We start from the raw sequence: 24423 nt of genomic DNA, 5'->3' as shown, positions 1-24423 counted from the left end.
GCGGCAGGGGGAACGACCGGCACCGGCGTCGCGGATCCAGCGACCGCCGGGCAGCGGCCCACGGGGGCCCTAGATCGCGGAGGAATCGGCGTTGCACATCCAGGAGTGGCTCGAGACCGTACCGGCCGTGAGCGTCTATCTCCTGGTGGGGGTGGTCATCGGGCTGGAGAGCCTGGGCATTCCGCTGCCGGGGGAAATCGTCCTGGTCAGCGCCGCGATCCTCGCCGCGACCCAGGACCACATCAATCCGTACGTGCTGGGTGCCTGCGCGTCCGCCGGCGCGATCATCGGTGACTCCATCGGCTATCTGATCGGACGCAAGGGCGGACAGCCGCTGCTGCAGTGGGCAGGACGGAAGTTCCCCAAGCACTTCGGCCCCGACCATGTCGCCATGGCCGAGGCGAAGTTCGACAAGTGGGGTATGTGGGCGGTCTTCTTCGGCCGTTTCATCGCGCTGCTGCGGATCTTCGCGGGGCCGCTCGCCGGCGTGCTGAAGATGCCGTACTGGAAGTTCCTGATCGCCAACGTCCTCGGCGGCATCGTCTGGGCGGGCGGTACGACCGCGCTGATCTACACCGTGGGCATGGTCGCCGAGCCCTGGCTCAAGCGCTTCTCGACGTGGGGGCTGGCCGCCGCCGTGCTCTTCGGCGTCGGCTCGTTCCTCCTCATGAAGCGCCGGGCGAAGAAGGCGGCCGAAGCGCGGGAGGCCCAGGAGGCCCCGGTCACCGCCGCGGTCGACTGAGGCCCAGGCCGACGGCCGGCCGTCGCTGACCGCCGGGCAACGTCGTCGCCTCCGGCGGCCTCCGTTCAGGGCATCAGCCAGACGTCGGGGCCGCCGTCGCGCCATTCGAAGACGCCGGTGTCGTCCCAGACGAACGTGGTGGTGCAGAAACCGGCCCGGCGCAGGATGGCGGCGACGTCACCGGGGCGCAGCGCCCGGCCCAGGTCCTGTCCGTGGAGCGTCACACGGCGGCCGCCGGTGGACGGCGGATGCACGATCACGGGGGCACGCTTCATGCCCCCAGCATGCGGTCCGCCCGGTCCTCCCGCATCCCGAACGCGGTCGATGCGTCACGCAGCGTGTCCACCGGGTCGGTCGACGGCCGGCCGGGTTCCGACGAGGTCCGGGCCGGAGCCGGCCGACGACCGGCCGGAGGGCGGGACGCCCACGTCCCCGCCCCCCCCCGCGTACCCGTCTCAGGGGCCCGCGCGCAGCCGTGAGAAGAACGACTGCGGCCGGACGCCGGGGCCCCGGCGCTGCCACCACGGGCTGTCGCCGTCGCACCCCGGCACCGGGCGGCCGTCGCGTACCGCGCGGCGCAGGCCGGCGAGCATGTTGCGGGCACCCGCGATGAACAGCGGGTCACCGACGAGCTTCTTGGCCACCAGCGCCTTGCGGCAGGCGCGCAGCGCCGCGGCCGGCTCGCCGTGGGCGCGTTCGGTCAGCGCGTCCGCGTACAGGATCGTCGAGTAGAGCCAGAAGTCGCCGTCGGAGTGCCGTTCCTCCCAGGCGCTGCGGGCGGCCCCGCGGGCCCGCTCGGCGTCGAGCGGGGCCAGCGCGATGGCGAGCAGCGCCCCGCTGTGTGCCGGGCCCGGGCCGAACCAGGGGTCCCGGGAGCGGTGCCGGGTGGCCTCCTCCAGACAGCGGACGGCCGTCGCGGGGTCCGAGCGGTACAGCGCCAGCACGCCGTGTACATGCGCGATACGGGCCAGCCCGTCGGAGTCCGCGTGCATGACGGCCGCCGTCCACGCCTGGCGGAGCAGTTCCTCCGCGGTGGTGAGCGCCTGTTCCTGTGCCGCCAGATAGCCGGCCAGCCACAGGGCCCGTGCCCGTAGGGCGGTGTCCTCCCGGGAGAGCAGCAGCAGCCGGTCCAGATGCGCCCGGCCCTCGTGGCGGAAGCCGCAGGCCGCCCAGTGGAACCACAGCGAGACCGCGATCTCCAGCGCGCTCAGGGCGTCCTCCGCGTCCTGCGGCGGACGGGTCAGCGCGGCATCGAGGTTGTGCTGTTCGTCCTCCACGAGCCGCATGGCGACCTGCTGGTTCGGGCCCTGCCAGGCGATCTGGGCCTCGGCGGCGAGCGCCGCGCATGCCTGCCGGAAGCGGCGCAGCGCGGCGGCCTCCTCGCCGGCCTCGCGCAGCTGGGTCCGCCCGAAGTCGCGGGCCGCGCGGGGGAGTCGGTAGCGGGGCGGCAGCGCGGCACCGGTGTCCTCGTGCACACCGCCCGCGTCCCGTACGCATTCGACGACCGAGGCCCTGCGCAGCCGCTCCAACGCACCCTCGACCGCACCTGCAGGAACGTCACTGCTGGTGCAGACGCACCCCGCGAGCCAGGGATCGAAATCGCCGGGGAGCACCGAGAGTCTCGCCCACACCCGCCGGTCGGTGGGGGAGCAGAGCGCGTAGCCCGCGGCGTGCGCGGCGTACAGCGAGGTGTGCCGGACGGTCGCCGCCGGCCCCGAGTAGAACAGCGCCCCGTCCGCGCCCACCTGAGCCGCGAGCTGTGGCAGCGACATCCGCTCCAACTGGTGCGCGGCCAGCGCGATCGCCAGCGGCGAGCCCTCCAGCGCCTGGCACACGGTGACCAGCAGTTCCGGCGCGGCCGGCCCGGTGCGGGTGGCCAGCAGCTCGACGGCCGGTCCGGCGATGCCCTCGCCCAGCGTCACCGGCAGCGGCGCGATCCGTACCACCCGTTCCTCGGCGAGGCCCAGTGCGTGCCGCGCGGTCGCCACGATCCGCAGCCCCGGCGCGGCCCGCAGCAATCTCCGCACCAGCAGGGCGCATTCGTCGAGCACCGGGTCGCAGTCGTCCAGCAGCACCGTCGCCCGCTGCTGACGGCAGTACGTCCCGAGCGCGGCGAGGGCCGCTCCGCCCGTCGGGGGAGCGGTGGTGGCGGAGTCGGGGCGCCGGTCGTCGGCCGGCCCCGCCGCCCGGCCGCGCGCCGGCTTGCTGACGCAGGGGTGCGCCGTACGGTGGGCGAGTGCCCGGGCGGTGTCCCGGTGGGCGGCGTCGGGCAGCCCCGCGGCCCGGAGGAGCGCGTCCAGCAGACCGCCCTCGGTCAGGCCGTCCCAGCAGGCGACCCGGACGACCGTGCCGCCGCGCCGTGCGGTGTGCTCGTCGAGGACGGCGCGGGCGAGGACGCTCTTGCCCACCCCCGGCCCTCCCGTGAGCGTCACCAGCGGAGCGCTGCCGAGCAGCCCGGACATCTGCTCGTGCTCAACTGCCCGCCCCACAACGCCGGGCAGTGGCCCGTGCTCGGCCCACGCGGTCATCCGTCATCCCCAACCACGGCACAGCGCCGCCCTTCCGAACTGGGAATCAACCATGCCAGAACCGACCGTCCGGTAAACGGGGAGCGGCGGCATCGAACGGGGGAAACCCGGGCGGCGGGTTTGACGCGCGAGGACCTCTCTCCGGTGGTCGGGGGAAGGACCACCAGGTCACGAGGGCCGGGGTGGGCACCGAGGAGGTTCCGGCCGATCTTAAAGTGGTGTCTTTCGACCGGCGATGCGAGGGCGGCGCGACGTGGTGCGCGCGCCCGCCGCCGGCCCTGAGGATCCGAGGAGAACGTTCCGATGAAGTGGCTGCGCGTCGGTGCTGCGGTGAGTGCGCTGGCTCTGGGGCTGCTGGCCGGCTGCGGCGGCGGGGACGTCGTCGACGCGTCCCGGGTGCCCCGGCTGCGGGCGCAGCCGGCGGACGCGGCCAACGGCCAGCCGCGGGTGGTGCCGCCGCGCGGTCCGCGCTCCGCCTTCACCCCGTTCCGTACGACGGGCGATGACGGCACCCAGGTGGTGACGACGAAGTGGTACGGCCGCAAGTCCGGCTTCACCGGCGACATCTGGGTGTGGCTGCCGCCGCAGTACCACCAGCCGCGGTACGCCAAGAGCGGCTTCCCGGTGCTGATCGCGCTGCCCGGCGCGTACGGCTATCCGTTCAACTACTGGGCGGGCGCGCCGTTCGCGCTGGAGGAGCGGATCGCGGAGTGGTCGCAGCAGGGCAAGACGTTGCCGTTCATCGTGGTGATGCCGGTGCTCAACCCCGCCAAGAAGTACTACGACGGCAGCGACATCCCGGGGCAGCCGAAGATGGGCACCTGGCTGACGGAGGACGTGCCGGACTTCGCGCGGGCCAACTTCCGTACGTACGGGAGCCGTGACGGCTGGGCGTTCATGGGGTCCTCGTCCGGTGGGTTCGCCTCGCTGAAGGCCGTGCTCAAACAGCCGGAGCGGTTCAAGGCCGCCATCGTCAACGGCCCTGACACGGCGCCGGATTCGCCGATGTGGCAGGGCCACCCGCAGGAGATGCGCGCCAACGACCCGCGCCATCTGGCCCGCCAGTTGGCGGCGCGGCGGGGGCCGCAGGTCTATCTGGCCTTCGAACTCGGCAGCCTGGAAACCGCGGTGCCCGATGTGAAGCGCTTCATCCGGGACTACACGGGCGGGCCGATCCACTCCACGCTCTTCGAGATACCGGACGGGGTGCACAGCGCCCACACCTACATCCAGCGCATGGCCGAATCCCTGCACTGGATCAGCGAGCAGATGCAGGGGCCGGTGCCGTCGGCCTGACGGCCCGTCGCCTGGGTGGCCGCACGGCACGGGCCTGCTGTTGCCGACGCGGACGGGTCCGTGAGAATAATCGGTGACCGGCCGGTGGGCGCGGCCGGGAACGAGGTGTGCCGTGCCCGTAGGAGGGATTGCCGTGCGGTATCTGCGAGCGGCCGGTCTGGTGCTGGCGGGCGCGGCTCTGCTGACCGGCGGCCTCACCGCGGGCAACCAGTGGCTGGCGGAGCGGGACGCGACGAGCGAGGTGAACGGCCGGACGGACGCCGTTCCGCGCGAGGAGGTCGCCCGTTCCCTCTCGGACCATCTGTCGCTGCCGGTGATCCTCCGCGGGCCGCGCTCGGTCGACTGCGCCCAGGACCTGCGCGCGGTCAGGGGTGCGTGGATCCGCTGCACGGCCCACTACCTGCGGGGGACCGACCGCGGGATGACCGTGCGCGTCGTCCGGGTCCGCGGTGACGAGATCACCTACGTGCACGACGCGCCGCACCGCTGACGGGTCCCGGCCGGCGGGCCGGTGCCGGGCCCCGTTGCCGGCCGTGCCCGGCGCGCGGTGCTCCGGCGGCCGGCCGGCTCACTCCTCGGGGTCGGCGAACGCCTCCCGGTGGCGTGCCGCCAGCTCCAGGTACATCGCGGCGTTGACCTTGATGAGTTCGCGCTCCTCGTCGGTGAGCGCCCGCTTGACCTTCGCCGGCACCCCGGCGACGAGGGAGCCGGGCGGCACCTCCATGCCCTGCGGGACCAGTGCCTGCGCGGCGATCAGCGAACCCGCCCCGATGCGGGCGCCGTTCAGCACCGTCGCGCCCATGCCGATCAGCACGTCGTCCTCGACGGTGCAGCCGTGCAGGACCGCGTTGTGCCCGACGGAGACCCGTTCGCCGACGGTCACCGGGAAGCCGGGGTCGACGTGGACCGTGCAGTTGTCCTGGATGTTGCTGTCCGCGCCGAGCACGATGGGGCCGCAGTCGGCCCGCAGCACCGCGTGGTACCAGACGCTCGCGCCGGCGGCCAGGGTGACCTCGCCGAGCACGACGGAGGTCGGGGCGGTGAACGCCTGCTGATCGATCCTCGGGTGCTTGCCGCCCACCTGGGAAACCACTGCCCGTTCTGCCATCTCTGGTTCTCCTTGCCGCTCCTGCGCCACGCCAAGAGCACCGTAGACGACGTGCGGGCCGCCGGGTGGGGGCGGCGGCCGGTGGGGCGAAGATCACAGCGCACCGGACGGGCGGCCGGCGGGGAGGCCGATTACCGTGTGCGGGTGCCGATAAACCAGAACGTGTTCTCGTCTGTGGCGGCCTGGCGGCGCCGGGTCGTGTCGCGGGCCGTCCACCGCGGCGCGCGCTGGGTGCGGGAGGTCGCGGCGGTCACGGCCGAGCGCCCGGGCCCGTACCGCTTCCGGCGGATCGGCCCCGGCACCCGGCTGGCGTTCCCGCAGGGCACGGTCTTCGGCGACCCTTGGATCGAGATCGGCGACCACTGCATCATCGCCCGGGACGTCACCCTGACGGCGGGAATGATGCCGGACCTCGATCTGGGCGCGGAGCCGATCCTGACGCTGGGGAACGGCGTGGTGCTCGGCCGGGGCAGCCATGTGATCGCCGATGTCCGGCTGACGATCGGCGACGACTGCTTCTTCGGCCCCGGTGTCTATGTGACCACCACGAACCACAGTTACGACGATCCCGAGGTGCCGGTCGGCAAGCAGTGGCCGCGGTCCGCCCCCGTCGCCATCGGGCCCGGCAGCTGGATCGGCACCGGGGCGGTGATCCTGCCCGGGGCGCGGCTGGGCCGGAACGTGGTGGTCGCGGCCGGTGCCGTGGTGCGGGGTGAGGTCCCCGACCACGCGGTGGTCGCCGGGGCGCCCGCCAAGGTCGTCCGCAGCTGGGATCCGCAGCAGGGCTGGCAGCCGCCGCTGCGGACGCCCGCGCCGGTGCCGATCCCCGAGGGCGTCACGCCGGAACAGCTGGTGGCGCTGGGCGAGTGGCAGGAGGCGGCGGCCGGCGAGCCGCACGGGGCCTCCTGAGTTCCCGTCAGCCACTGCCGGGCCGCCGCTTCCGCGGGTGAGGCGCGGCCCGGACGTCGGGCGGGGCGCCGCCCGTTGGTGTGGTATGTCAGCCGCCGGAGGCGAGCAGCACCGAGCCGACCAGGGCGAGCGAGGCGCCGGCCGTCTGGATCGCCTGCATCCGCTCCTTGAGGACGCCGAGCGCCGCGAGCGAGGTGACGACGGGGTAGAGCGAGGCGAGCACCGCCGCCATGGTGACCGGGCCGTGCTGGGCGGCGAGGGAGTACGTGCCGTTGGCGGCGACGTCGGCGATCCCGACGAAGGCGAGCATGGGCAGTGCGCCGCGCAGAGCGGGCAGGCCGCCTTCGGGCAGTGCCGGGGTGCCGCGCCGCACCGACGCGTAGAGCGCGGCGCCGCCGACGGCGACGTTGCACACCCGCTGGACGAACAGCGCGAGGAAGAGCCCCGTCACGGTCGTGGACGCCTCCGAGATCAGCGCCATCACCGCGCCGAAGCCGAGCGCCGAGATCAGCGTCAGTACGACCGTCTGGCGGGCGATGGAGGCGCCGCTGACGCGGGGGCCGCCGGCCAGCAGGACGCCGACCACGGCCACGACCATGCCGGTGGCCTGGAGCAGCCCCGGCCGCTCACCCGCCACGATGCCCACCCCGAGCGGGACGAGGACGGTGCCGAGCGAGGCGAGCGGGGAGACCACGCCCATCGGGCCGAGGGCCAGGGCGCGGTAGAAGCAGAGCATCGCGGCGGGCCCCACGACGCCGGCGCCGACCGCGAACCACAGCTGCGGTCCGGCCTCCCGCCAGCCGCCGGTGGCCAGCACGATGGCGCCGAGCGCCACGGCGGCCAGCGTCTGCGAGACGACCACCACGGTCAGCGCCTGCAGCCGTCGGGTGAGCAGTCCGCCGCCGAAGTCGGCGAGCCCCCACAGAAGGCTGGTGGCCAGGGCGAAGACCGCTGTCATGGTGAAACCTCGCAGTACAGTGAACCGGACGCTGAAGTACACCACACCGTAGTCCAACAAAATGCACTGCGGTATCTAATTTATTGTCCTCGACTTGGATGGACCGTGACGGATCTCGACCAGCTCACGCAGTCGCTCGCGCGCAATCTCAAGCACTGGCGTGCCGAACGCGGCTTCACCCTCGACGCGCTCGCGGCCCGCGCCGGGGTCAGTCGCGGCATGATCATCCAGATCGAGCAGGCCCGTACGAACCCGAGCGTGGGGACCACCGTCAAGATCGCCGACGCGCTCGGCGTCAGCATCACCACGCTCCTCGACTACGAACAGGGCCCGCAGGTGCGGATCGTCCCGCAGAGCGAGGCGGTCCGACTGTGGTCCACCGAGGCCGGCAGCCGTACCGTGCTCCTGGTGGGGGCCGAGGCGCCGGGGCCGTTCGAACTGTGGGACTGGCGGCTGATGCCCGGCGACAGCAGCACCTCCGATCCGCACCCGCCCGGCACCGTCGAGCTGATCCACGTCCGGTCCGGCACGCTGACCCTCCTCGTGGACGACGTCGAGCACGAGGTGCCGCCCGGCGCCTCGGCGACGTTCGAGGCCAAGGCTCCGCACGGCTACCGCAACGACGGCGGCGAACCGGTCGAGATGACCATGTCCGTGATCATCCCGCCCGTCCGCCGAGACGGTCCGCCGCGGCGCGAAGGCGCCTGTTAGCTTGGCGTGCATGCCCGTGCCGATGGATGCTTTCGACGATGTCCGGCCCGCCGCCGAGTGCCTGGAGCTGCTGACCGAGCCGGTCGCCGCCGCGATCCGCACCTGGAGCGGATCCGTACCGGTCCAGGAGCTGCGCTACGTCGACACGGACCCGGCCATCGCGGACACCGCCGTCCTCGTCGAACACCACGGCCCCTGGCTGCTCCAGCAGTCGGCGAACTGCGTGGTAGTGGCAGGCAGGCGCGGCGGCGAGACCACGCTGGCCGCCTGCGTCGTCCTCTCGCACACCCGCGTGGACGTCAACGGCGTGGTACGCCGCCAACTGGGCGCCCGCAAGGCGTCGTTCGCGCCGATGGGCACGGCGGTCGGCGAGAGCGGGATGGAGTACGGCGGCATCACCCCGATCGGTCTGCCGGCCGGCTGGCCGCTGTTCGTGGACGCCGCGGTCGCCGACGTTCCCTATGCGCTGATCGGCAGCGGCGGCCGCCGCGGCAAGCTCATCGTCCCCGGCAAGGCGCTGGCCGAGCTGCCCGGCGCCACGGTCCTGGACGGGCTCGGCGTCGCATAGCGCTGCCGGACGGCCGGGCCGCCGAAGGCCGCCCGGCCCGGACGCCGGGCGGGATCAGGTGGCGGTCGCGTGGCGCCGCAGGTCCAGCGACAGCGGCGTGGAGTGCTCGGCGAAGCCCAGGCTGCGGTACAGCGGCTCCGCCCCGTCCGTGGCGTGCAGATCGACGCGGGTCACGCCCCGCTCCGCGAACCAGCCGAGCAGTGCCTCCGTCGTGGCCCGCGCATAGCCGCGGCCACGGTAGCGAGGATCCGTGCAGACGTTGAAGATGAAGCCGAAGCGCCCCGACGGATGGCCCGGCGCCGGCAGTCGCTCCTCGACCGTCCCGACCGCACAGGCCGCCAGATGCGGCGCACCCGGTGCGTCACCCGGCACCACGAACCCGCCCAGCCGCGGATCCGGGCCGGTCAGCAGCCGACGCGCCATCGCCTCCGCGTCCCGCTCCCAACTCCCGGGCGCGTCCTGCCCGTTCATGGAGAGGAACATCAGCCGGCGCAGCCGGACCAGTTCGTCGGCATCATCGGGAACAGCCGCCCGCATCGTGATCATGCCCGGACGTTAACGCACCGGGCGGTCAGCCCAAACGGGGAATCTCAATCGCCGGACAACGGTCCATCACCATCTCCAGCCCCGCGTCGCGCACCCGGTCCCAGGCCGTCTCGTCGACCACGCCGAGCTGGAACCACACGGCCTTCGCCCCGACCGAGACGGCCTCGTCGGCAACGCCGCCCGCCAGCTCGCTGTTGACGAAGACGTCGACCACATCGACGGGGAAGGGGATCGCGTCGAGCGACGGGTAGCCCTGCTCGCCGTGCACCGTCTCGGCCTTCGGGTGCACCGGCACGATCCGCTTGCCGTAGCGCTGCAGCACCTCGGCGACGCCGTGTGCCGCGCGCTGGTCGTTGTTGGACAGCCCCACGACGGCCCAGGTGTCGCCGAGCTCGGTGAGGATCCGGCGGATCGTCCGGGGGTCGCCGTACATGCGCTGCCTCCTGCACAGGGAAAGGTCCTGTGCGGTCAACGGCGGGCGCGGCCGGAAGATTCCCGGCCGCGGGAGACCGGCGGGGCGGTGGCGGGCCGGGCCGGGAGCAGGCGGCAGACGCCCCGCCCGAAGGGGAAGGCGGGCGGGGCGGGTTCGGTGTGCCGGCGGGTCAGCGGGCGGTGCGGGAGATGCCGCTGCCGGCCAGGCCGGCCCCGACGACGGTGCTGCCGTTGGCGGCGCGGGCGGGCTTGCCGATGGCCCGGCCGCCGCTCACCGGCTCGGCACCCCCGGCGCCGGTGCCCGGGCGCAGCGCCTTGGCCGTGCCCGCCTCCCGCTTCGCGTCCGGTGCCGCACCGGCCGAGGCGAGCGCCGTACGCAGCTCCTCGGTGTCCACCAGCATGCTGATCGGGCCGGTCGGGTTGAGGTACAGCGCGTGCCCCGGCGGCAGCTGCTCGACGAGGTCGGCCACCGGACGCCGGTCGTAGAGCAGCCGGCCCACGGACTCCAGGTAGCGCTCCGAGGTGTAGACCGGGATCACCGGCGTGCCCTCGGGCGAGGCGGCGGCCAGCGGCGTACCGGTCGCGGTGACCAGCACGGAGACCTCCGCGCGCGCCAGTTCCCGGGCGACGTCCTCCCCGGGGCCGTAGCCGGTCGCCGCGAGCTGCAGGGCGCGGTCCACCGGGTCGGTCGGGTCGGACCAGTCCAGCATCTGCGGCGACGGCCGGTACTCGGGGTTGTCCCGCCACTCCTCGATCTCGCCGGTCGGGCCCGAGCGCCACTGCCCGATCAGCGCCCAGAGCGGCGGTGGCCCCTCGCCCTGCCAGGTCAGGTCCACCATGGCCAGCCAGTGGTCGGGTGCGTTGCGTGCCGCCTCGATGACTTCCGGCGGGGGCTCGGGCATCTCCTCGCCCGTCACGGGAACGCCCGCCGTCATCGCCGACTGTGTGCTCTCTTCCATGCAGCCCTCCGCCAACCCGCCGTTCCGTTCCTGCCTGTACAAGCGGGGCCCCGGAAACACGAGGCTCTCGCACTGGCCTCACCCTGCCTACGGGGGGCGCGGACGTCTTCCCGACGCACCGTGCGGACGGGGTGGGTACGCCGCCCGGCCGTGCCCGTGCGCCCGTACGGCGGACACCCGCGCCCGTACGGCGGACAGCTCAGCGCGGCGGGCCGCCGGCACCGGCGGCCCGATTGTCACAGCGGCCGCATAGGCTGGTCCGATGCAGGAGCAGTACCGGACGCTCGCCCACGAGGGTGTCCACGAGATCGAGATCAACAAGTCCCGCTTCCTCTGCGCGCTCGCGCCCGTCGCGACCGAGAGCGAGGCCCAGGACTTCCTCGCGCGCGTCCGCAAGGAGCATCCGACCGCGCGCCACCACTGCTGGGCGTACGTCCTCGGGGCGGACGGCGATGTGCAGAAGGCGAGCGACGACGGCGAACCGGGCGGCACCGCGGGCGTCCCGATGCTGCAGATGCTCCTGCGGCGCGAGATGCGCTATGTCGTCGCCGTCGTCACCCGCTACTTCGGCGGCGTCAAGCTGGGCGCGGGCGGTCTCATCCGCGCGTACGGCGGTGTCGTCGGGGAGGCGCTGGACGTGCTGGGGACGGTCACCCGGCAGCGGTTCCGGCTGGTCACGGTCACCGTCGACCACCAACGGGCGGGGCGGGTCGAGAACGACCTGCGGACGACGGGGCGGGCGGTGCGCGAGGTGACGTACGGCGCGCAGGTGCACATCGAGGTCGGGCTTCCGGAAGCGGATCTGGACGCCTTCCGTGCCTGGCTCGCGGACGCCACGGCCGGTACGGCGGAGCTGGAGGTGGGCGGGGAGGCGTACGGGGAGCTCTGAGCGGCTCGGCCTGGGGGCGGCCGGCGGGCGCGGCGGAAAGTACCGCCCGGACCGGTGCGTCCGGGCGCCGATCGTGTCAGCCTGTGGCGCGGCGGTGACGGACCGCGGCATCCGGTGTGTGTACCGGCACGAGAGGGGCTGCCCATGCCTGAACTCCTCGACGAGCGCGTGGGCTTCGTCCGCAGGATCGGGCTGTTCCAGGCCACCGCCCTCAACATGAGCCAGATGTGCGGCATCGGCCCCTTCGTGACCATCCCGCTGATGGTCGCCGCGTTCGGCGGGCCACAGGCGGTCATCGGGTTTCTCGCGGGCGCGGTGCTGGCGCTCGCGGACGGGCTGATCTGGGCCGAGCTGGGCGCCTCGCTGCCCGGCGCGGGCGGCAGTTACGTCTATCTGCGACAGGCGTTCCAGTACCGCACCGGCAAGCTGATGCCGTTTCTGTTCGTCTGGACGGCGATGCTGTTCATCCCGCTCGGGATGTCCACCGGCGTGATCGGCTTCGTCCAGTACCTGGGCTACCTGTGGCCGGACATGAGCCAGGGCCAGGGCGACCTCGCCGGCATCGTGGTCACCGTCGGCATCGTCGTCCTGCTGTGGCGACGGGTGGAGAACATCGCCAGGCTCACCGTCGTCCTGTGGACGGTGATGATCGCCTCCGTCGCCCTGGTCATCGTCGCCGCCTTCACCCACTTCAGCCCGGAGCGCGCCGTCAGCTATCCGGCGCACGCCTTCGAGCTGACGACAAGTCACTTCTGGATCGGTTTCGCGGCCGGCCTGACCATCGGCATCTACGACTACCTGGGCTACAACACCGTCGCGTACATGGGTGCCGAGATCCGCCGGCCCGGGCGGACCATCCCGCGCGCCGTGCTCTCCTCGATCCTCGGCATCATGGCGATCTACCTGCTGCTGCAGATCGGCACCCTGGGCGTGGTGCGCTGGCAGGAGATGCTCGACCCGCACTCCACGGCGTCCACCTCCGTCGCCTCCGCCGTACTGGAGCGGACCTGGGGCAGGGCCGCCGCCGACACCGTCACGGTGCTCATCCTGATCACCGCCGTCGCCTCCGTCTTCACCGGGCTCCTCGGCGGGTCCCGGGTGCCCTACGACGCCGCCCGGGACCGGGTCTTCTTCCATCCGTACGGCAAGCTCCACCCGCGCCACCGCTTCCCCGTCCTGGGCCTGCTCACCATGGGCGCCGTGACGGCGACGGGCTTCCTGCTCGGGCGCCACACCGATCTGGCCACCATCATCCAGCTGCTGACCACGGTCATGGTGATCGTGCAGGCACTGGCCCAGGTCGCCGCGGTGACCGTGCTGCGCCGCCGGCAGCCGGGGCTGCGGCGCCCGTACCGGATGTGGCTGTACCCGCTGCCGAGCGTCGTGGCGCTGGCCGGCTGGCTGGTGATCTACGGCTACGCGGACGCGAACTCGCCCGGACGGCACCCCATCGAATGGTCGCTGGCCTGGGTCGCGGCCGGTGTGGTGGCCTTCCTGCTGTGGGCCCGGCACGAGAAGGAGTGGCCGTTCGGGCCGAAGCGGATCGACGAGCGGTATCTGCACGGCGCGGATCCGGATGCCGAGCGGCTTGCCGGCGAGGAGGGCGGACCGGCCGGCGCCGAGGGGGCCGTCGGAGCGCCCGGCTGACGGCTGCCCGGCCCGCTCGACGGCGGCCCCGACCGGTTCCTGCTCGGGGCCGCTCCCCGGCCTGCCGGTTGCCCGCCTCGAACTCGGCGACAGCTGAGGGGAGTTGGCCCGAGGTGAAGGGCGCGCGGGCGCGGCGGTTGAGGGTCCGTACCGGGTAGGTGCGGCGTCCGGTATGGCACCGCGATGCCGCATCCGGTGGGTAGAGGCGGGCAAATAATGACAGAAAGGTATGAATTCAGGGGATACGGTACGCAGACAGTCGAAACAGGGACGGAAGCGCGGACATGGCAGCGGACAGGGGACTCCCGCCGGACGGCCTCACCGGGCGGAAGGCGTCGTTCGACGTCGCCGACGCCACCGTTTTCCTCCTCGACGCCCGGGGGCGGGTCGAGAGCTGGCCTGCCGCGGCCGGCCGGCTGCTGGGGCACTCCGCTGCCACGGCGGTCGGCCGCCCCGCCGCCGAGCTGCTGGCTCCCGACGACGCGGCCCGGGTGCCCGTGCTCGCCGCGGAGTGCCGCGAGCGCGGCGGCTGGTCCGGGCTGCTGTCCGCACTGCGCGACGACGGCGGCGTGACCGGCATCCTGGCGCAGGTGGTCCGGGTGACGGACGGTGAGGGACGTCTGCACTGGCTGGTCCTGGCCGCGGAGGCACCGCCCGCGCACGGGTGGGAGATGGGCCGCGAGGTGCTGGAGCGCATCGTGACCGCGTCGCCCGTCGGCATGGCCATCGTGGACACCGACCTGCGGTGCGTCTGGGCCAATCCCGCCCTGGAGCAGTACGGCGGCGGGCCCACCGCCGAGCGCATCGGCCGGCGCCTGGGCGAACTCCAGCCGCGTCTGGACACCGCGGCGCTGGAGGCCCAGATGCGCCGGGTGCTGCAGACCGGCGAGCCCGTGACCGGCTACGAGCACACCGGCCGGGTGGCGGCCGACCCGTACCACGACCGTGCCCAGACGATGTCCTTCGTCCGCCTCGACGACCCCGAGGGCCGGCCCATGGGGCTGTGCTACACGGTCGTCGACGTCACCGAGCACTACCGCTCCCGCCGTCAGATGGCCCTGCTGGACCGGGCCGGCGAGTACATCGGACGCACCCTGGACGTGCTGCAGACCGCCCAGGACCTCGCGGACGTGGCGGTCCCGGAACTCGCCGACTTCGTCACCGTCGACCTGCTGGACTCGGTGATCAGGGGAGAGGAGCCGCAGCCCGGGCCGCTCAGCGACGCCGATACGGTGCTGCTGCGGCGGGCCGGCCAGCAGTCGCTGCGGCCGGGTGTGCCGGAGGCCGTGATCGAGGTCGGCGGTCTGGCCGGCTACCACGCCTGGACGCCACCGATCCGCGCGCTGGCCGGTGGTGGGTCCTGGCGGGCCGGCCGGCTGGCTCCGGGGTCCGCCGCGTGGGCCGAGGCCCCGAACGGGCGCCATGTGCAGTTCGAGGAGCTGGGGCTGCACACCGTGATGGTGATCCCGATCCGTGCCCGCGGCATCACGATGGGCGTGGCCTCGTTCTTCCGCAGCCAGGGCGACCAGCCGTTCACCGATGACGATCTGCGACTGGCGGAGGAGTTCGTCGCCCGCGCGGCGGTGTGCATGGACAACGCCCGCCGCTACACCCGGGAACGCGAGTCGGCGCTCGTCCTCCAGCGCAGTCTGCTGCCCCAGGCGGTGCCCGAGCAGGACGCGGTGTGCGTGGCCTCCGCCTACCGGCCGGCGAACGAGCTGGGCGACGTCGGGGGCGACTGGTTCGACGTGCTCGCGCTGTCCGGCGCCCGGGTGGCCCTGGTGGTCGGCGATGTGACCGGGCACGGCATCGACGCGGTGGCCACCATGGGCCGTCTGCGGACCGCCGTACAGACCCTGGCCGCCCTCGATCTGCGCCCCGAGGAACTGCTCGGTCACCTCGACGACGTGGTCGGCCGGGTGGTGCGCGAGGAGAAGAGCCGCCGGGCGAGGTCGGGAGCGCTCGGCAGCAGCTGCCTGTACGCGGTCTACGACCCCATCGACCGGCGGTGCACCATGGCCAGCGCGGGCCATCCCGTCCCCGCCGTGATCGCCCCCGACCACACGGTCACCTTCGTCGACCTGCCGGTGGGACCGCGGCTGGGTGTCGGCGGGCTGCCCTTCGAGTCGCACGAGTTCGAGGTGCCCGAGGGCAGCGTGCTCGCGCTGTACACCGACGGCCTGGAGTCCGGCAGCCCCAGCGGGCCCGGCGAGCCGCACGGCGAGGAACGGCTGCGGCAGACCCTCGCCGCACCGGCCCCGACCCTCGACGCGCTCTGCTCCCACGTCATCGACGCGTTGGTGTCCGTCCGGCCGCAGGACGACGTGGCCCTCCTGCTGGCCCGGACCCGCGTCCTGGACCCGGAGCGCCGCGCCCTCCGGGACCTGCCCGCCGACCCGGCGATCGTCGCCGAGGCGCGCGCCGCCGCCACCGGGCAGCTGGAGCGCTGGGGCTTGGACGAGCTGGTCTTCACCACCGAACTGGTGGTCAGCGAGCTGGTCACCAACGCCCTCCGGCACGCCACCGAGCCCATCCAGCTGCGGCTCATCCTGGGACGGACCCTCATCTGCGAGGTGGCCGACGGCAGCAGCGCCTCGCCGTACCTGCGCCATCCCCGTACCACCGACGAGAGCGGCCGCGGTCTCTTCATCGTCTCGCAGTTCGCCGACCGCTGGGGGACCCGTTACACCACCACGGGAAAGGTCATCTGGACCGAACAGGCCCTTCCCGGCCGGGACGCGGCGTCCTGACCCCGTCCCGCACGGGACGCGGATTCCACAGTGGTGCCGGGCGAGGAAGACATGCCGAGGGATTGAAGAAGTTCTTCAGGGTACGGGCAAGGGCGACCAGCTCCACTGAAAAGAGGTGCTCATGTCCCTCCAGCCCGTGCACGACAGCCCCGTTCGGACGCGGCACCCGTTTCTCCGGCGCGCGATACACCGGCGGCAGCATCCCCCGCTGCGGCGCACCGACATCACGGTGACAGATGAGAAATCCGTCAAGAGAGCGGTGAAAGCAGCCGCGTTGGGCAACGCCATGGAGTGGTTCGACTTCGGGATCTACAGCTATCTCGCGGTCACCATCGGCAAGGTCTTCTTCCCGCCCGGCAACGACAACGCGCAGATCCTCTCGTCCTTCGCCACCTTCGCCGCCGCGTTCCTGGTCCGGCCGCTGGGCGGCATGTTCTTCGGACCGCTGGGCGACCGCATCGGCCGTAAGAAAGTGCTCTCGCTCACCATGATCATGATGGCGTCGAGCACCCTCGCCATCGGCCTGGTGCCGGGTTACGCGTCCATCGGCTTCTGGGCGCCGGTACTGCTCATCGCCTTCCGCATGCTGCAGGGCTTCTCCACCGGCGGCGAATACGGCGGCGCCTCCACCTTCATCGCCGAATACTCGCCGGACAAACGCCGTGGATTCTTCGGCAGCTTCCTGGAATTCGGCACGCTGATCGGATACACCACCGCGGCCGGTCTCGTCACCGTACTCACCGTCGTACTGCCGCATTCCGCCATGCAGTCCTGGGGATGGCGCGTACCGTTCCTGGTCGCCGCGCCCATCGGGCTGATCGGCCTCTACCTGCGGCTCAAGCTGGATGAGACGCCCGCGTTCCAGAAGCTCGCCGACGACGACACAGCCGCGGCCGAGACCGCGTCGAACTCCGGCTTCCTGCAGCGGATGCGGGGGCAGTGGCGGGCCATGGTGCTGTGCGTCGCGCTCGTCGCCGCCTTCAACATCACCGACTACATGCTGCTGTCGTACATGCCCACCTATTTGTCGAACACCCTGGGCTACGGCACCACCGGCGCACTCGTCTCCATCATCGTCGTGATGCTGGTGCTCATGGCGGCCATCACCTTCGTGGGCCGGTTCTCCGACCGGATCGGGCGCAAGCCGGTCCTCATGGCCGGCTCGCTCGGCTTCCTGGTGCTGGCTGTGCCGAGTTTCCTGCTCATCCGGCACGGCAGTACGGTCACCGTCTTCGCCGGCCTGCTGCTGCTCGGGCTGTGCCTGCTGCCCTATGTGAGCGTCATGTCGGCGTCCCTGCCGGCGCTCTTCCCGACCCAGGTGCGCTACGGCTCCCTGTCGATCGCCTTCAACATCTCGGTCTCGCTCTTCGGCGGCACCACCCCGCTCGTCATCGAGGCGCTGATCGGCGGCTTCCACGACAACCTGGTGCCGGCCTACTACACGATGGCCGCCGCGGTCGTCGGAGTGGTGGCCACCGCCGCCATGAAGGAGAGCGCGCGCAAGCCCCTCAAGGGCTCCCCGCCGTCGGTCGCGACGAAGGACGAGGCGATCGACCTCGTGGCGTCGCAGCACGCCTGACCCGCGGAGGGACGCGACGCGGGCGGCACGCCGTGCCGTCCGCTCCCCGGCAGCGCGCGCGAGCCCGAGCGGCCCGGCCGGCGGCGAAATCCGACCGGAGAATGCCGCCTGCCGCGAATACCGCTGGGGCTGACCCGTGGTCAGAAAAGCAAGCGCAATGGCCGGGGAAGTCGACCATGCCTTTGCGAGGCGGTCGACGGCGATTGTCTGCGGCGCGGTGGAAAGACGCGGAAAATCACCGCCCCGCGCGTCATGCATACGTTCGAACTCCTGGGGCACGCGGTGTTCTATCGCCGGAACGGACAACCGCACCCGGTACACCGAACCGGCCAACCAGCATCACTACGACGCCCAATGGACGGGATCATGGCGACGACCGAGAGCACCGAAGGCAAGAGAGGACCGCAGCGCATCGGCGCCCCGGCGGCAATGCGCCACGCGGCCGGGCAACTTGCTCAGCTGCTCGGCTGCGAGCCCGGCGCGGTATCCGCGCTCAAGCGCACCGACGAGGGCTGGTCGGCGGACGTGGAAGTCGTCGAGATCGAACGCGTTCCGGACACCGCGAGCGTGATGGCCTCGTACCGAGTGAAGCTCGACGAGCACGGTGAGCTCCTCGAATACGAGCGAATCCGCCGCTATGCACGGGGCCAGATCGACCGCTGAGCCGGCGAACGCCCGTCATCCGCCGTACCGATCATGAGCTCGCCCAGCCGACAGGAAGGGAAGAACATGAGTGTCGTTCAGCAATCAAATGCACCCACCAGCGGAAGTGGATCGGGAAATCTCTACGACGTCCTTGAGCTGATACTCGACAGGGGGCTCGTCATCGACGCCTTCGTCCGGGTCTCCCTCGTCGGTATCGAAATCCTCAAGATCGATGTACGTGTCGTCGTCGCGAGCGTGGACACCTATCTGCGTTTCGCCGAGGCGTGCAACCGGCTCGATCTGGAATCGGGCCGAAAGGCACCGAGCCAGCTCACCGATCTGGTCGGCGAGGCGACCGAGAGCGGCGCCAAAGGAAAGTCGAAAGGCGCACTGACCGGCGCGGTCGAGGCGTTCAGCGAGTCCTTCCAGAAGGGGCGCGACGAATCCGAGCAGGAGGAAGAGCGACCGGCGCGCAAGTCCTCCTCGTCCAGCAGCAGCCGCCGGACCGCCCGGCGCCGGGAGGAGTGACACATGGGGACCTACGTCTACGCCATCACCGAGGCCGGCCACCCGCTGAACCTCGAAGGCGTCCACGGCATCGGAGACCCGGCAGCCGAACTGCGCACCGTCCGGACCAAGGACCTGAGCGCGGTGGTCAGCGACGCACCGACCGACCTGCGGGCCAAGCGCCGGGATCTGGTCGCCCACCAGGGGGTTCAGGACCGGCTGATGGCCGACGGCGCCGTACTGCCGATGCGCTTCGGACTCGTCGGCCGGGACGACGACCAGGTGGCGGCGGTGATGGAGGAGCAGCGCGACGCCTACACCGAGCGCCTCAAGGAGATCGGGGGCCGCCTGGAGTACAACCTCAAGGTCGCCCGCGACGAGGACGACCTGCTGCGGGAGATCATGACCGACTCCGCGGAGATACGGCGGCTCAACGAGGGCACCCGGCAGAACCCCGGAGCGCATCAGGACCGCATGGCGCTCGGCGAGCTGGTCGCACGCGAGGTCCAGGCCCGCCAGGAGAGCACGGGTTCCGAGCTGGTCGCCCGGCTCGCGCCGGAGGCGGAGCGCACCGCGGTCGCCGAGCCGACCAAGACCCACTTCCTGAACGTGTCCTTCCTCGTCACCCGGGAGCGGGCCGCGGCCCTCTCCCAGGCCGTCCACGAGGAGGCGGAGCGGCGCGGGGACGCCTACACGTTCAGCCTGCACGGCCCGCTGCCGCCGTACAGCTTCGTCTGAATCCGCCCGACCCGCGCCGAGCGGAGGACTGCCCCATGGGCCTCATCACCGACCTGCTGACCTTTCCGTTGGCCCCCGTGCGGGGCACGGTCTGGGTGCTCGACCAGGTGCTGCTCACCGCGGAGCGCGAGTACTACGACCCGGAGCCGGTACGCGCGGAACTGGCGCAACTGGAACGGGACTTGGTGGCAGGGCGCATCACGGACGAGGAATTCGACCGGCGTGAGGACGAACTGCTGGACCGCCTCGAATGGCTGGAGGCCCACCAGCAGCGGCTCCGTACCGACTCCTGAGCATCGTGGAGAACGAGGTGTACGCAAGATGATGAACAACGCCAAGATAGGCGTGGCCCTCGCAGGGGGCTACGTGCTGGGACGCACGAAGAAGGCCAAGTTGGCCATCGGCCTGGGCATGTACCTCGCCGGCAAGAAACTGAACCTGGACCCGAAGCAGCTGGGGAAGCTGGTCGCCAACTCCCCGGTCCTCGGCCCGCTCAACGACCAGGTGCGCAGGGAGCTGGTGGACGCCACGAAGTCCGCGGCCACCGCCGCGCTCACCCAGCGGATGTCCGGGCTCGCCGATTCCCTGCACGAGCGGACCCTGGACCTCCGGGACGCGGGGGGCGACGCGGAGGCGGAAGGACCGGACGCGTCGGACGAGCCGGACGCGCAAGAGAAGGCGGACGACGCGGACCGGCCCGAGGACGCCGAGTCGGCGTCGCGCGGCAGCAAGAGGCCGGCCAGGTCCGCCAAGGCAGCGACGTCCGCCAAGGCATCCGCCTCGTCCAGGTCCGCCAAGTCCGCCCCGGGCAAGGCGTCCTCCGGGGCGCGCAAGACCGCCTCAGGGGCCCGTAAGACCGCGTCGGGCGCCGCCCGGAAGACCGCGTCCGGGGCGGCGCGCAGGAAGCCCGCCGCGCGCAAGACCTCCCACCGTGGAGGCAGCGATGAGTGAGTCCACTTTCAGCAAGGTGAAGGACGAGGTGACGAAGAGCCCCGCCGCCGAAGACCTCAAGGAGGAATTCCAGCGGTACCTCCAGGCCCGTGCGCAGCACGCCGTCACCCACCTCGGGCAGAAGCTGGGCCAGAGCGTCACCAAGCTGGGTCAGCCCGGCCAGGGCGGGAGCGGACTGGCCGGCAGCCTGGCGAAGGGCGGCAAGGCCCTCGCCGAGGGCAGCTCACCGGCCCAGGCCGCGCTGACCGCCGGCACCTCGCACGTCAAGGAGGCCGTCAAGGACAAGGTCAAGGGCCTGTTCGGCAAGGGCCGCAAGAGCGGTGGCGGCAAGTCCAAGAGCGTGACGATCGTCGAGGACATCGATGTGGGCGTGCCCGTGCGCGAGGCGTACGACCAGTGGACCCAGTTCCAGGAGTTCAGCACCTTCGCCAAGGGTGTCGTCAGCGTCGAGAAGGCCGACGACACCACCAGCAACTGGAAGGTGAAGGTCGCCAAGTCCACCCGCAGTTGGCGGGCGAACGTCACCGAGCAGGTGCCCGACGAGCGCATCACCTGGACCACCGAGGGCGCGAAGGGCACGGTCAAGGGGGTGGTGACCTTCCACCGCCTCACCGACAACCTGACGCGGGTGCTGCTGGTGCTCGAGTACTTCCCCAAGGGCCTCTTCGAGAAGACCGGCAACATCTGGCGCGCCCAGGGCCGCCGCGCCCGTCTCGACCTCAAGCTGTACCGCAAGTTCATCATGATGCGCGGCGAGGCCACCGACGGGTGGCGCGGTGAGATCCAGGACGGCAAGGTCGTCGTCGAGCACGCGGACGCCGTCGAGGACGAGCGGGAGTCCGCGGACGAGACGGATGACGAGGAGCGGGAGCCCGCGGACGACGCCGAGGGCGAGCCTCCCGAGGACGGCTACGAGGACGAGGCCGCCTACGAGGACGACGACGCGTACGACGAGGCTGAGGCCGAGGGCGAGGACGAGAGCGGTGACGCCGACGCCGAACCCGCGGACGAGGCGGACGAATTCGACGACGAGCGTGACGACCGTGACGATCGCGACGACCGCGTCGAGGACGACTACGAGGACGACCACGAGGAAGACGACGAGGACGCCGGTAGCGGCCGTCGCCCGCGGCGTCGTCCGGCCGTTGCCCGTCGCTGACCCTTTCCGCCCGTACAGACAAGGCTGATCCTGTGTCCGATTCACTGGCCGGCCGGATGGGGCCCGCCGCCTCCGCATCCCCGTACGGCGGGCAGGGCTCCTCCGCCAACCTGGCCGACATCCTGGAACGCGTCCTCGACAAGGGCGTCGTCATCGCGGGCGACATCCAGATCAACCTGCTCGACATCGAGCTGCTCACGATCAAGCTCCGGCTGCTCGTCGCGTCCGTCGACAAGGCCAAGGAGATGGGCATCGACTGGTGGGAGCACGACCCGTCGCTCTCCTCCCGCGCCCGCCCGCCCGGGCAGGTCTCCGCCGCGCCCGCGACGGCCGGTGACCAACTGGCCGCCGAGAACGCGCAGTTGCGCGCGGAACTCGCCGAACTGCGGGCCGCCGTCGGCCTCCCCAAGGGCTCCGCGCGGGCCGACGAGGACGCGTCGACGGCGGCTCGTGAGGAGGAGCGGTGAACACCGGGGCAGAGGCACCGGCAGCGGCCTCCGCGCCGGACCACCGGACGGACCCCGCCGCCACGATGTCCTACGTGTACGCCGTCGGCCGTGCGGGCACCGCGCTCGACACGGCGGCGGACCGGCTCGCCGGGCTGGAGGACGGACCGCTTCGCACCGTGACCTCCGAGGGCCTGGCGGCGCTGGTCTCGTCCGTGCCGGCCGGTGCGTACGGGGAAGCGGGCATCAGGGCGCGGCTGGAGGACCTGACCGAGCTGGCGGCCCTGGCCCGTACGCACCACGCGGTGGTCGAAGCCGCGTACGCCGGCACCACGGTGCTGCCCATGCGGCTGGCCACGGTGTACCTGGACGACGCCCGGGTCCGTGCGATGCTCGAAGAGCGCGACACGGACTTCACCGAGGCCCTCGGGTGGCTGGAGGGGCATGTGGAGCTGGGGGTGAAGGTGTACGCGGATCCGCGGGAAGCGGCCGCCGCCCCGCCGCCGGTCGCCGAGCCGCCCACCGCCGAGGGCCCCGCACCGGCAGCGCTCAGCCCCGGCCGGGCGTATCTGCGGCAGCGGCGGCAGGAGCGGCGCCACCACCGCGACGCGTACCGTGCCGCCGGGGGCGTCGCCGGCGCCGTACCGGACCGGGTGGCCGGGCTCGTCCGGGCCAGGGTGGCGCACCGGCCGCAGCAGGGCGAGCTGGCGTCGGCCGCCGGCGAGAACATCGCCAACGAGGCATATCTGGTAGCCGTCGACCGCGTGGAGGACTTCCACCGGGCGCTGGCGGGGCTGGCCGACGGGCTCCCCGGCGTACGGGTCGAGATCACCGGCCCGTGGGCCCCGTACTCGTTCGCCACGGTGCCCACGGCGGGCGGTCGGGCATGAGGGAGGACCGTGGTGACGTCGAGCCGGCCGCTCTCACCGAGGAGGAGTCGCTGGCCGGCCGGCAGGTCGCGCTGATCGACCTCCTCGACCGCCTGCTGAACGGCGGGGCCGTGCTCACCGGCGACCTCGTGCTGTCGGTGGCCGACGTGGACCTGGTGCGGATCAATCTGCGGGCCGTGATCCACTCGATCACCCCCGACGACCCCGCACCGTGGTGAGGAGCGGCCGTACGCCGCCGCCGACGACCGTAATGCGCCGCGACGTTGAGGAGCGACCTCATGCAGGACCACCAGGCAGCGCCGGACCACGCCTTCGGGGAGGCCGCGCAGGCGGCGGCGCGGGCATTCGGGCTCGTGCCGGCCGGACCCGAGGAGCAGCGGTCCGGAAGTGAGCTCGCCCAGCGCCTGAAGACCGATCCGGAGACCGTCGAACGCGACCTCATCAAATTGGTGCTGACCATCGTCGAGCTCCTGCGGCAGCTCATGGAGCGCACCGCACTGCACCGCGTCGATCAGGGCGACCTGAGTGAGGCGCAGGAGGAGCGGATCGGCATGACCCTGATGATCCTCCAGGACCGGATGTCCGAACTCTGCGACCGCTACGGACTGACCCTGGACGACCTGAATCTGGACCTCGGTCCCCTGGGGTCGCTGCTGCCCCGCAACGACGGGGGATGACGGCTCAGGGCCGAACGGCGCCGGGGCGCGTGGGTCCTGCTCGTTCCGGTCCTCGCCGTACCGGATGACGGGAGCACGCCGGATCATTTAGTGATCGTTTATTGGGGCCCGTCAGGATGGGCGGCGTCGAGAAGGATCCTTCACAGGGGACGGTATGGCCAAGCTGTATCTGGAGAAGCTCAAGTGCGTCACGACTGAGGGCTGGAGCGGCTTCGATGAGCCGAGGCTGGTCGTCCAGGACCGCGGCACCGTGTGGAACGGAACGGTGCTGGGGGACCGGATGTTCACCGTCAAGTACGACTGCGACTTCACGGGGGCGATCGCGGTCTCTCTCGGGGAGGTCGGCGCCCCGGGCGGGGACGGCCGGCTCGGGGAGCAGTGGATCACGGATACTCCTGGTGAGCGCAGTCTGCGCTTCAGGGCGGATGGTGCCGAGTACAGGCTGCTGTACGCGGTGGAGTAGGCAGCCCGACGTGCAGCAGGGTGACGCCCGCCGGCCCCTCGCCCTGCACGGTCGTCCCTATTTGGCAAGTACTGCGGCAACTTTGGCTTAATGCGTCGCTCGTGACATTTCGCACGTTTTCCCGCGGTTGTGGGGAGTTGGTAGTAGGAATGGCAGGGCAGGTTCCCTAGTCGAGGAGTTACCGATGACCAAGGTTTCCGTAGCACCCAAGAGCGAGACCCACGCGGCCCGTCGGCCGAAGCGGATCGGATTCTCCGTGGAGACGGTGAAGACGGCCCAGGTCAAGAGCGTGCCGAACCTCGAAGTCGACCAGAAGGACGTGTAA

29 protein-coding genes are annotated in these 24423 nt (G+C 71.9%); 22 read left to right on the top strand and 7 right to left on the bottom strand.

Going from position 1 to position 24423, the window contains the following annotated elements; translation table 11 throughout:
* The first annotated feature begins 91 nt into the window (after nt 1-91).
* Complete coding sequence (locus tag SL103_RS21155; RefSeq protein ID WP_069570544.1) at nt 92-742, top strand: DedA family protein; 651 nt, start codon at nt 92-94, stop codon at nt 740-742.
* A 65-nt stretch (nt 743-807) separates the two neighbouring features.
* Here SL103_RS21155 and SL103_RS21150 read toward each other — a convergent pair whose 3' ends face one another.
* Entirely contained in the window at nt 808-1017 is a 210-nt protein-coding gene (locus SL103_RS21150) for a hypothetical protein (RefSeq protein ID WP_033269299.1), read from the bottom strand.
* Between the two features lie 180 nt (nt 1018-1197).
* Complete coding sequence (locus tag SL103_RS21145; protein ID WP_104531160.1) at nt 1198-3270, bottom strand: ATP-binding protein; 2073 nt, start codon at nt 3268-3270, stop codon at nt 1198-1200.
* A gap of 303 nt (nt 3271-3573) precedes the next feature.
* Between SL103_RS21145 and SL103_RS21140 the strand changes: the two genes are divergently transcribed.
* Both SL103_RS21140 and SL103_RS21135 read left to right on the top strand, forming a co-directional pair.
* A complete protein-coding gene (locus SL103_RS21140; protein WP_069570542.1) occupies nt 3574-4566 on the top strand; it encodes an alpha/beta hydrolase in 993 nt (330 codons plus the stop codon).
* 133 nt (nt 4567-4699) lie between these two features.
* Complete coding sequence (locus tag SL103_RS21135; protein WP_069570541.1) at nt 4700-5056, top strand: DUF4333 domain-containing protein; 357 nt, start codon at nt 4700-4702, stop codon at nt 5054-5056.
* Between the two features lie 78 nt (nt 5057-5134).
* On the opposite strand, the gene SL103_RS21130 is transcribed toward SL103_RS21135, so the two are convergent.
* Entirely contained in the window at nt 5135-5674 is a 540-nt protein-coding gene (locus SL103_RS21130; protein ID WP_069570540.1) for a gamma carbonic anhydrase family protein, read from the bottom strand.
* A gap of 162 nt (nt 5675-5836) precedes the next feature.
* Between SL103_RS21130 and SL103_RS21125 the strand changes: the two genes are divergently transcribed.
* A complete protein-coding gene (locus tag SL103_RS21125) occupies nt 5837-6583 on the top strand; it encodes an acyltransferase (RefSeq protein ID WP_244303993.1) in 747 nt (248 codons plus the stop codon).
* 88 nt (nt 6584-6671) lie between these two features.
* On the opposite strand, the gene SL103_RS21120 is transcribed toward SL103_RS21125, so the two are convergent.
* Nucleotides 6672-7541: an EamA family transporter gene (locus SL103_RS21120; protein WP_069573965.1), complete on the bottom strand. Its 870-nt coding sequence runs from the start codon at nt 7539-7541 to the stop codon at nt 6672-6674.
* Between the two features lie 105 nt (nt 7542-7646).
* Between SL103_RS21120 and SL103_RS21115 the strand changes: the two genes are divergently transcribed.
* Both SL103_RS21115 and SL103_RS21110 read left to right on the top strand, forming a co-directional pair.
* The gene (locus SL103_RS21115) at nt 7647-8252 is read left to right on the top strand and encodes a helix-turn-helix domain-containing protein (RefSeq protein WP_069570539.1); all 606 of its coding nucleotides are present in this window, start codon (nt 7647-7649) and stop codon (nt 8250-8252) included.
* Between the two features lie 10 nt (nt 8253-8262).
* Nucleotides 8263-8820 carry a YbaK/EbsC family protein gene (locus SL103_RS21110; RefSeq protein WP_069570538.1) on the top strand — a complete coding sequence of 186 codons (558 nt, stop codon included), beginning with the start codon at nt 8263-8265 and terminating at the stop codon, nt 8818-8820.
* A 54-nt stretch (nt 8821-8874) separates the two neighbouring features.
* Here SL103_RS21110 and SL103_RS21105 read toward each other — a convergent pair whose 3' ends face one another.
* The 3 genes from SL103_RS21105 to SL103_RS21095 form a co-directional block, all read right to left on the bottom strand.
* Nucleotides 8875-9366 (bottom strand): GNAT family N-acetyltransferase, encoded by a 492-nt coding sequence (locus tag SL103_RS21105; protein WP_069570537.1) that lies wholly within the window; start codon nt 9364-9366, stop codon nt 8875-8877.
* A gap of 25 nt (nt 9367-9391) precedes the next feature.
* Complete coding sequence (locus tag SL103_RS21100; RefSeq protein WP_069570536.1) at nt 9392-9799, bottom strand: CoA-binding protein; 408 nt, start codon at nt 9797-9799, stop codon at nt 9392-9394.
* Between the two features lie 169 nt (nt 9800-9968).
* Nucleotides 9969-10757, bottom strand: coding sequence for a type VII secretion system-associated protein (locus SL103_RS21095; RefSeq protein ID WP_069570535.1), 789 nt, complete (start codon nt 10755-10757; stop codon nt 9969-9971).
* A gap of 262 nt (nt 10758-11019) precedes the next feature.
* Between SL103_RS21095 and SL103_RS21090 the strand changes: the two genes are divergently transcribed.
* The 16 genes from SL103_RS21090 (at nt 11020) to SL103_RS37990 (ending at nt 24423) form a co-directional block, all read left to right on the top strand.
* Complete coding sequence (locus SL103_RS21090) at nt 11020-11646, top strand: YigZ family protein (protein WP_069570534.1); 627 nt, start codon at nt 11020-11022, stop codon at nt 11644-11646.
* Nucleotides 11647-11790: 144 nt separating this feature from the next.
* Nucleotides 11791-13293, top strand: a complete 1503-nt coding sequence (locus SL103_RS21085; RefSeq protein ID WP_069570533.1) for an APC family permease — start codon at nt 11791-11793, stop codon at nt 13291-13293.
* A 284-nt stretch (nt 13294-13577) separates the two neighbouring features.
* Nucleotides 13578-16043, top strand: a complete 2466-nt coding sequence (locus SL103_RS21080) for a SpoIIE family protein phosphatase (RefSeq protein WP_069570532.1) — start codon at nt 13578-13580, stop codon at nt 16041-16043.
* 121 nt (nt 16044-16164) lie between these two features.
* The gene (locus tag SL103_RS21075; protein WP_069573964.1) at nt 16165-17622 is read left to right on the top strand and encodes an MFS transporter; all 1458 of its coding nucleotides are present in this window, start codon (nt 16165-16167) and stop codon (nt 17620-17622) included.
* 366 nt (nt 17623-17988) lie between these two features.
* A complete protein-coding gene (locus tag SL103_RS21070) occupies nt 17989-18285 on the top strand; it encodes a gas vesicle protein (RefSeq protein WP_099055563.1) in 297 nt (98 codons plus the stop codon).
* A 66-nt stretch (nt 18286-18351) separates the two neighbouring features.
* Nucleotides 18352-18795 carry a gas vesicle structural protein GvpA gene (locus SL103_RS21065; protein WP_069570530.1) on the top strand — a complete coding sequence of 148 codons (444 nt, stop codon included), beginning with the start codon at nt 18352-18354 and terminating at the stop codon, nt 18793-18795.
* A 3-nt stretch (nt 18796-18798) separates the two neighbouring features.
* Nucleotides 18799-19512 carry a GvpL/GvpF family gas vesicle protein gene (locus SL103_RS21060; RefSeq protein WP_069570529.1) on the top strand — a complete coding sequence of 238 codons (714 nt, stop codon included), beginning with the start codon at nt 18799-18801 and terminating at the stop codon, nt 19510-19512.
* Between the two features lie 35 nt (nt 19513-19547).
* Complete coding sequence (locus tag SL103_RS21055; protein WP_069570528.1) at nt 19548-19805, top strand: gas vesicle protein GvpG; 258 nt, start codon at nt 19548-19550, stop codon at nt 19803-19805.
* Nucleotides 19806-19833: 28 nt separating this feature from the next.
* Entirely contained in the window at nt 19834-20463 is a 630-nt protein-coding gene (locus SL103_RS21050) for a hypothetical protein (protein ID WP_069570527.1), read from the top strand.
* Complete coding sequence (locus tag SL103_RS21045) at nt 20456-21622, top strand: SRPBCC family protein (protein WP_069570526.1); 1167 nt, start codon at nt 20456-20458, stop codon at nt 21620-21622. The genes SL103_RS21050 and SL103_RS21045 overlap by 8 nt, the downstream gene beginning before the upstream one ends.
* A gap of 32 nt (nt 21623-21654) precedes the next feature.
* A complete protein-coding gene (locus tag SL103_RS21040; RefSeq protein ID WP_069570525.1) occupies nt 21655-22089 on the top strand; it encodes a gas vesicle protein in 435 nt (144 codons plus the stop codon).
* Nucleotides 22086-22958 (top strand): GvpL/GvpF family gas vesicle protein, encoded by an 873-nt coding sequence (locus tag SL103_RS21035; protein ID WP_079145886.1) that lies wholly within the window; start codon nt 22086-22088, stop codon nt 22956-22958. The genes SL103_RS21040 and SL103_RS21035 overlap by 4 nt, the downstream gene beginning before the upstream one ends.
* Nucleotides 22955-23176 (top strand): gas vesicle protein, encoded by a 222-nt coding sequence (locus SL103_RS21030; RefSeq protein WP_069570524.1) that lies wholly within the window; start codon nt 22955-22957, stop codon nt 23174-23176. The genes SL103_RS21035 and SL103_RS21030 overlap by 4 nt, the downstream gene beginning before the upstream one ends.
* Nucleotides 23177-23236: 60 nt before the next feature.
* Nucleotides 23237-23635 (top strand): gas vesicle protein K, encoded by a 399-nt coding sequence (locus SL103_RS21025; RefSeq protein ID WP_069570523.1) that lies wholly within the window; start codon nt 23237-23239, stop codon nt 23633-23635.
* 154 nt (nt 23636-23789) lie between these two features.
* A complete protein-coding gene (locus tag SL103_RS21020; RefSeq protein WP_069570522.1) occupies nt 23790-24098 on the top strand; it encodes a hypothetical protein in 309 nt (102 codons plus the stop codon).
* 184 nt (nt 24099-24282) lie between these two features.
* Nucleotides 24283-24423 (top strand): hypothetical protein, encoded by a 141-nt coding sequence (locus SL103_RS37990; RefSeq protein WP_164492874.1) that lies wholly within the window; start codon nt 24283-24285, stop codon nt 24421-24423.

Origin of the sequence: Streptomyces lydicus (assembly GCF_001729485.1) — a bacterium.
Lineage (GTDB): Bacteria > Actinomycetota > Actinomycetes > Streptomycetales > Streptomycetaceae > Streptomyces > Streptomyces lydicus_D.
This window is presented reverse-complemented; position numbering and strand designations above follow the sequence as displayed.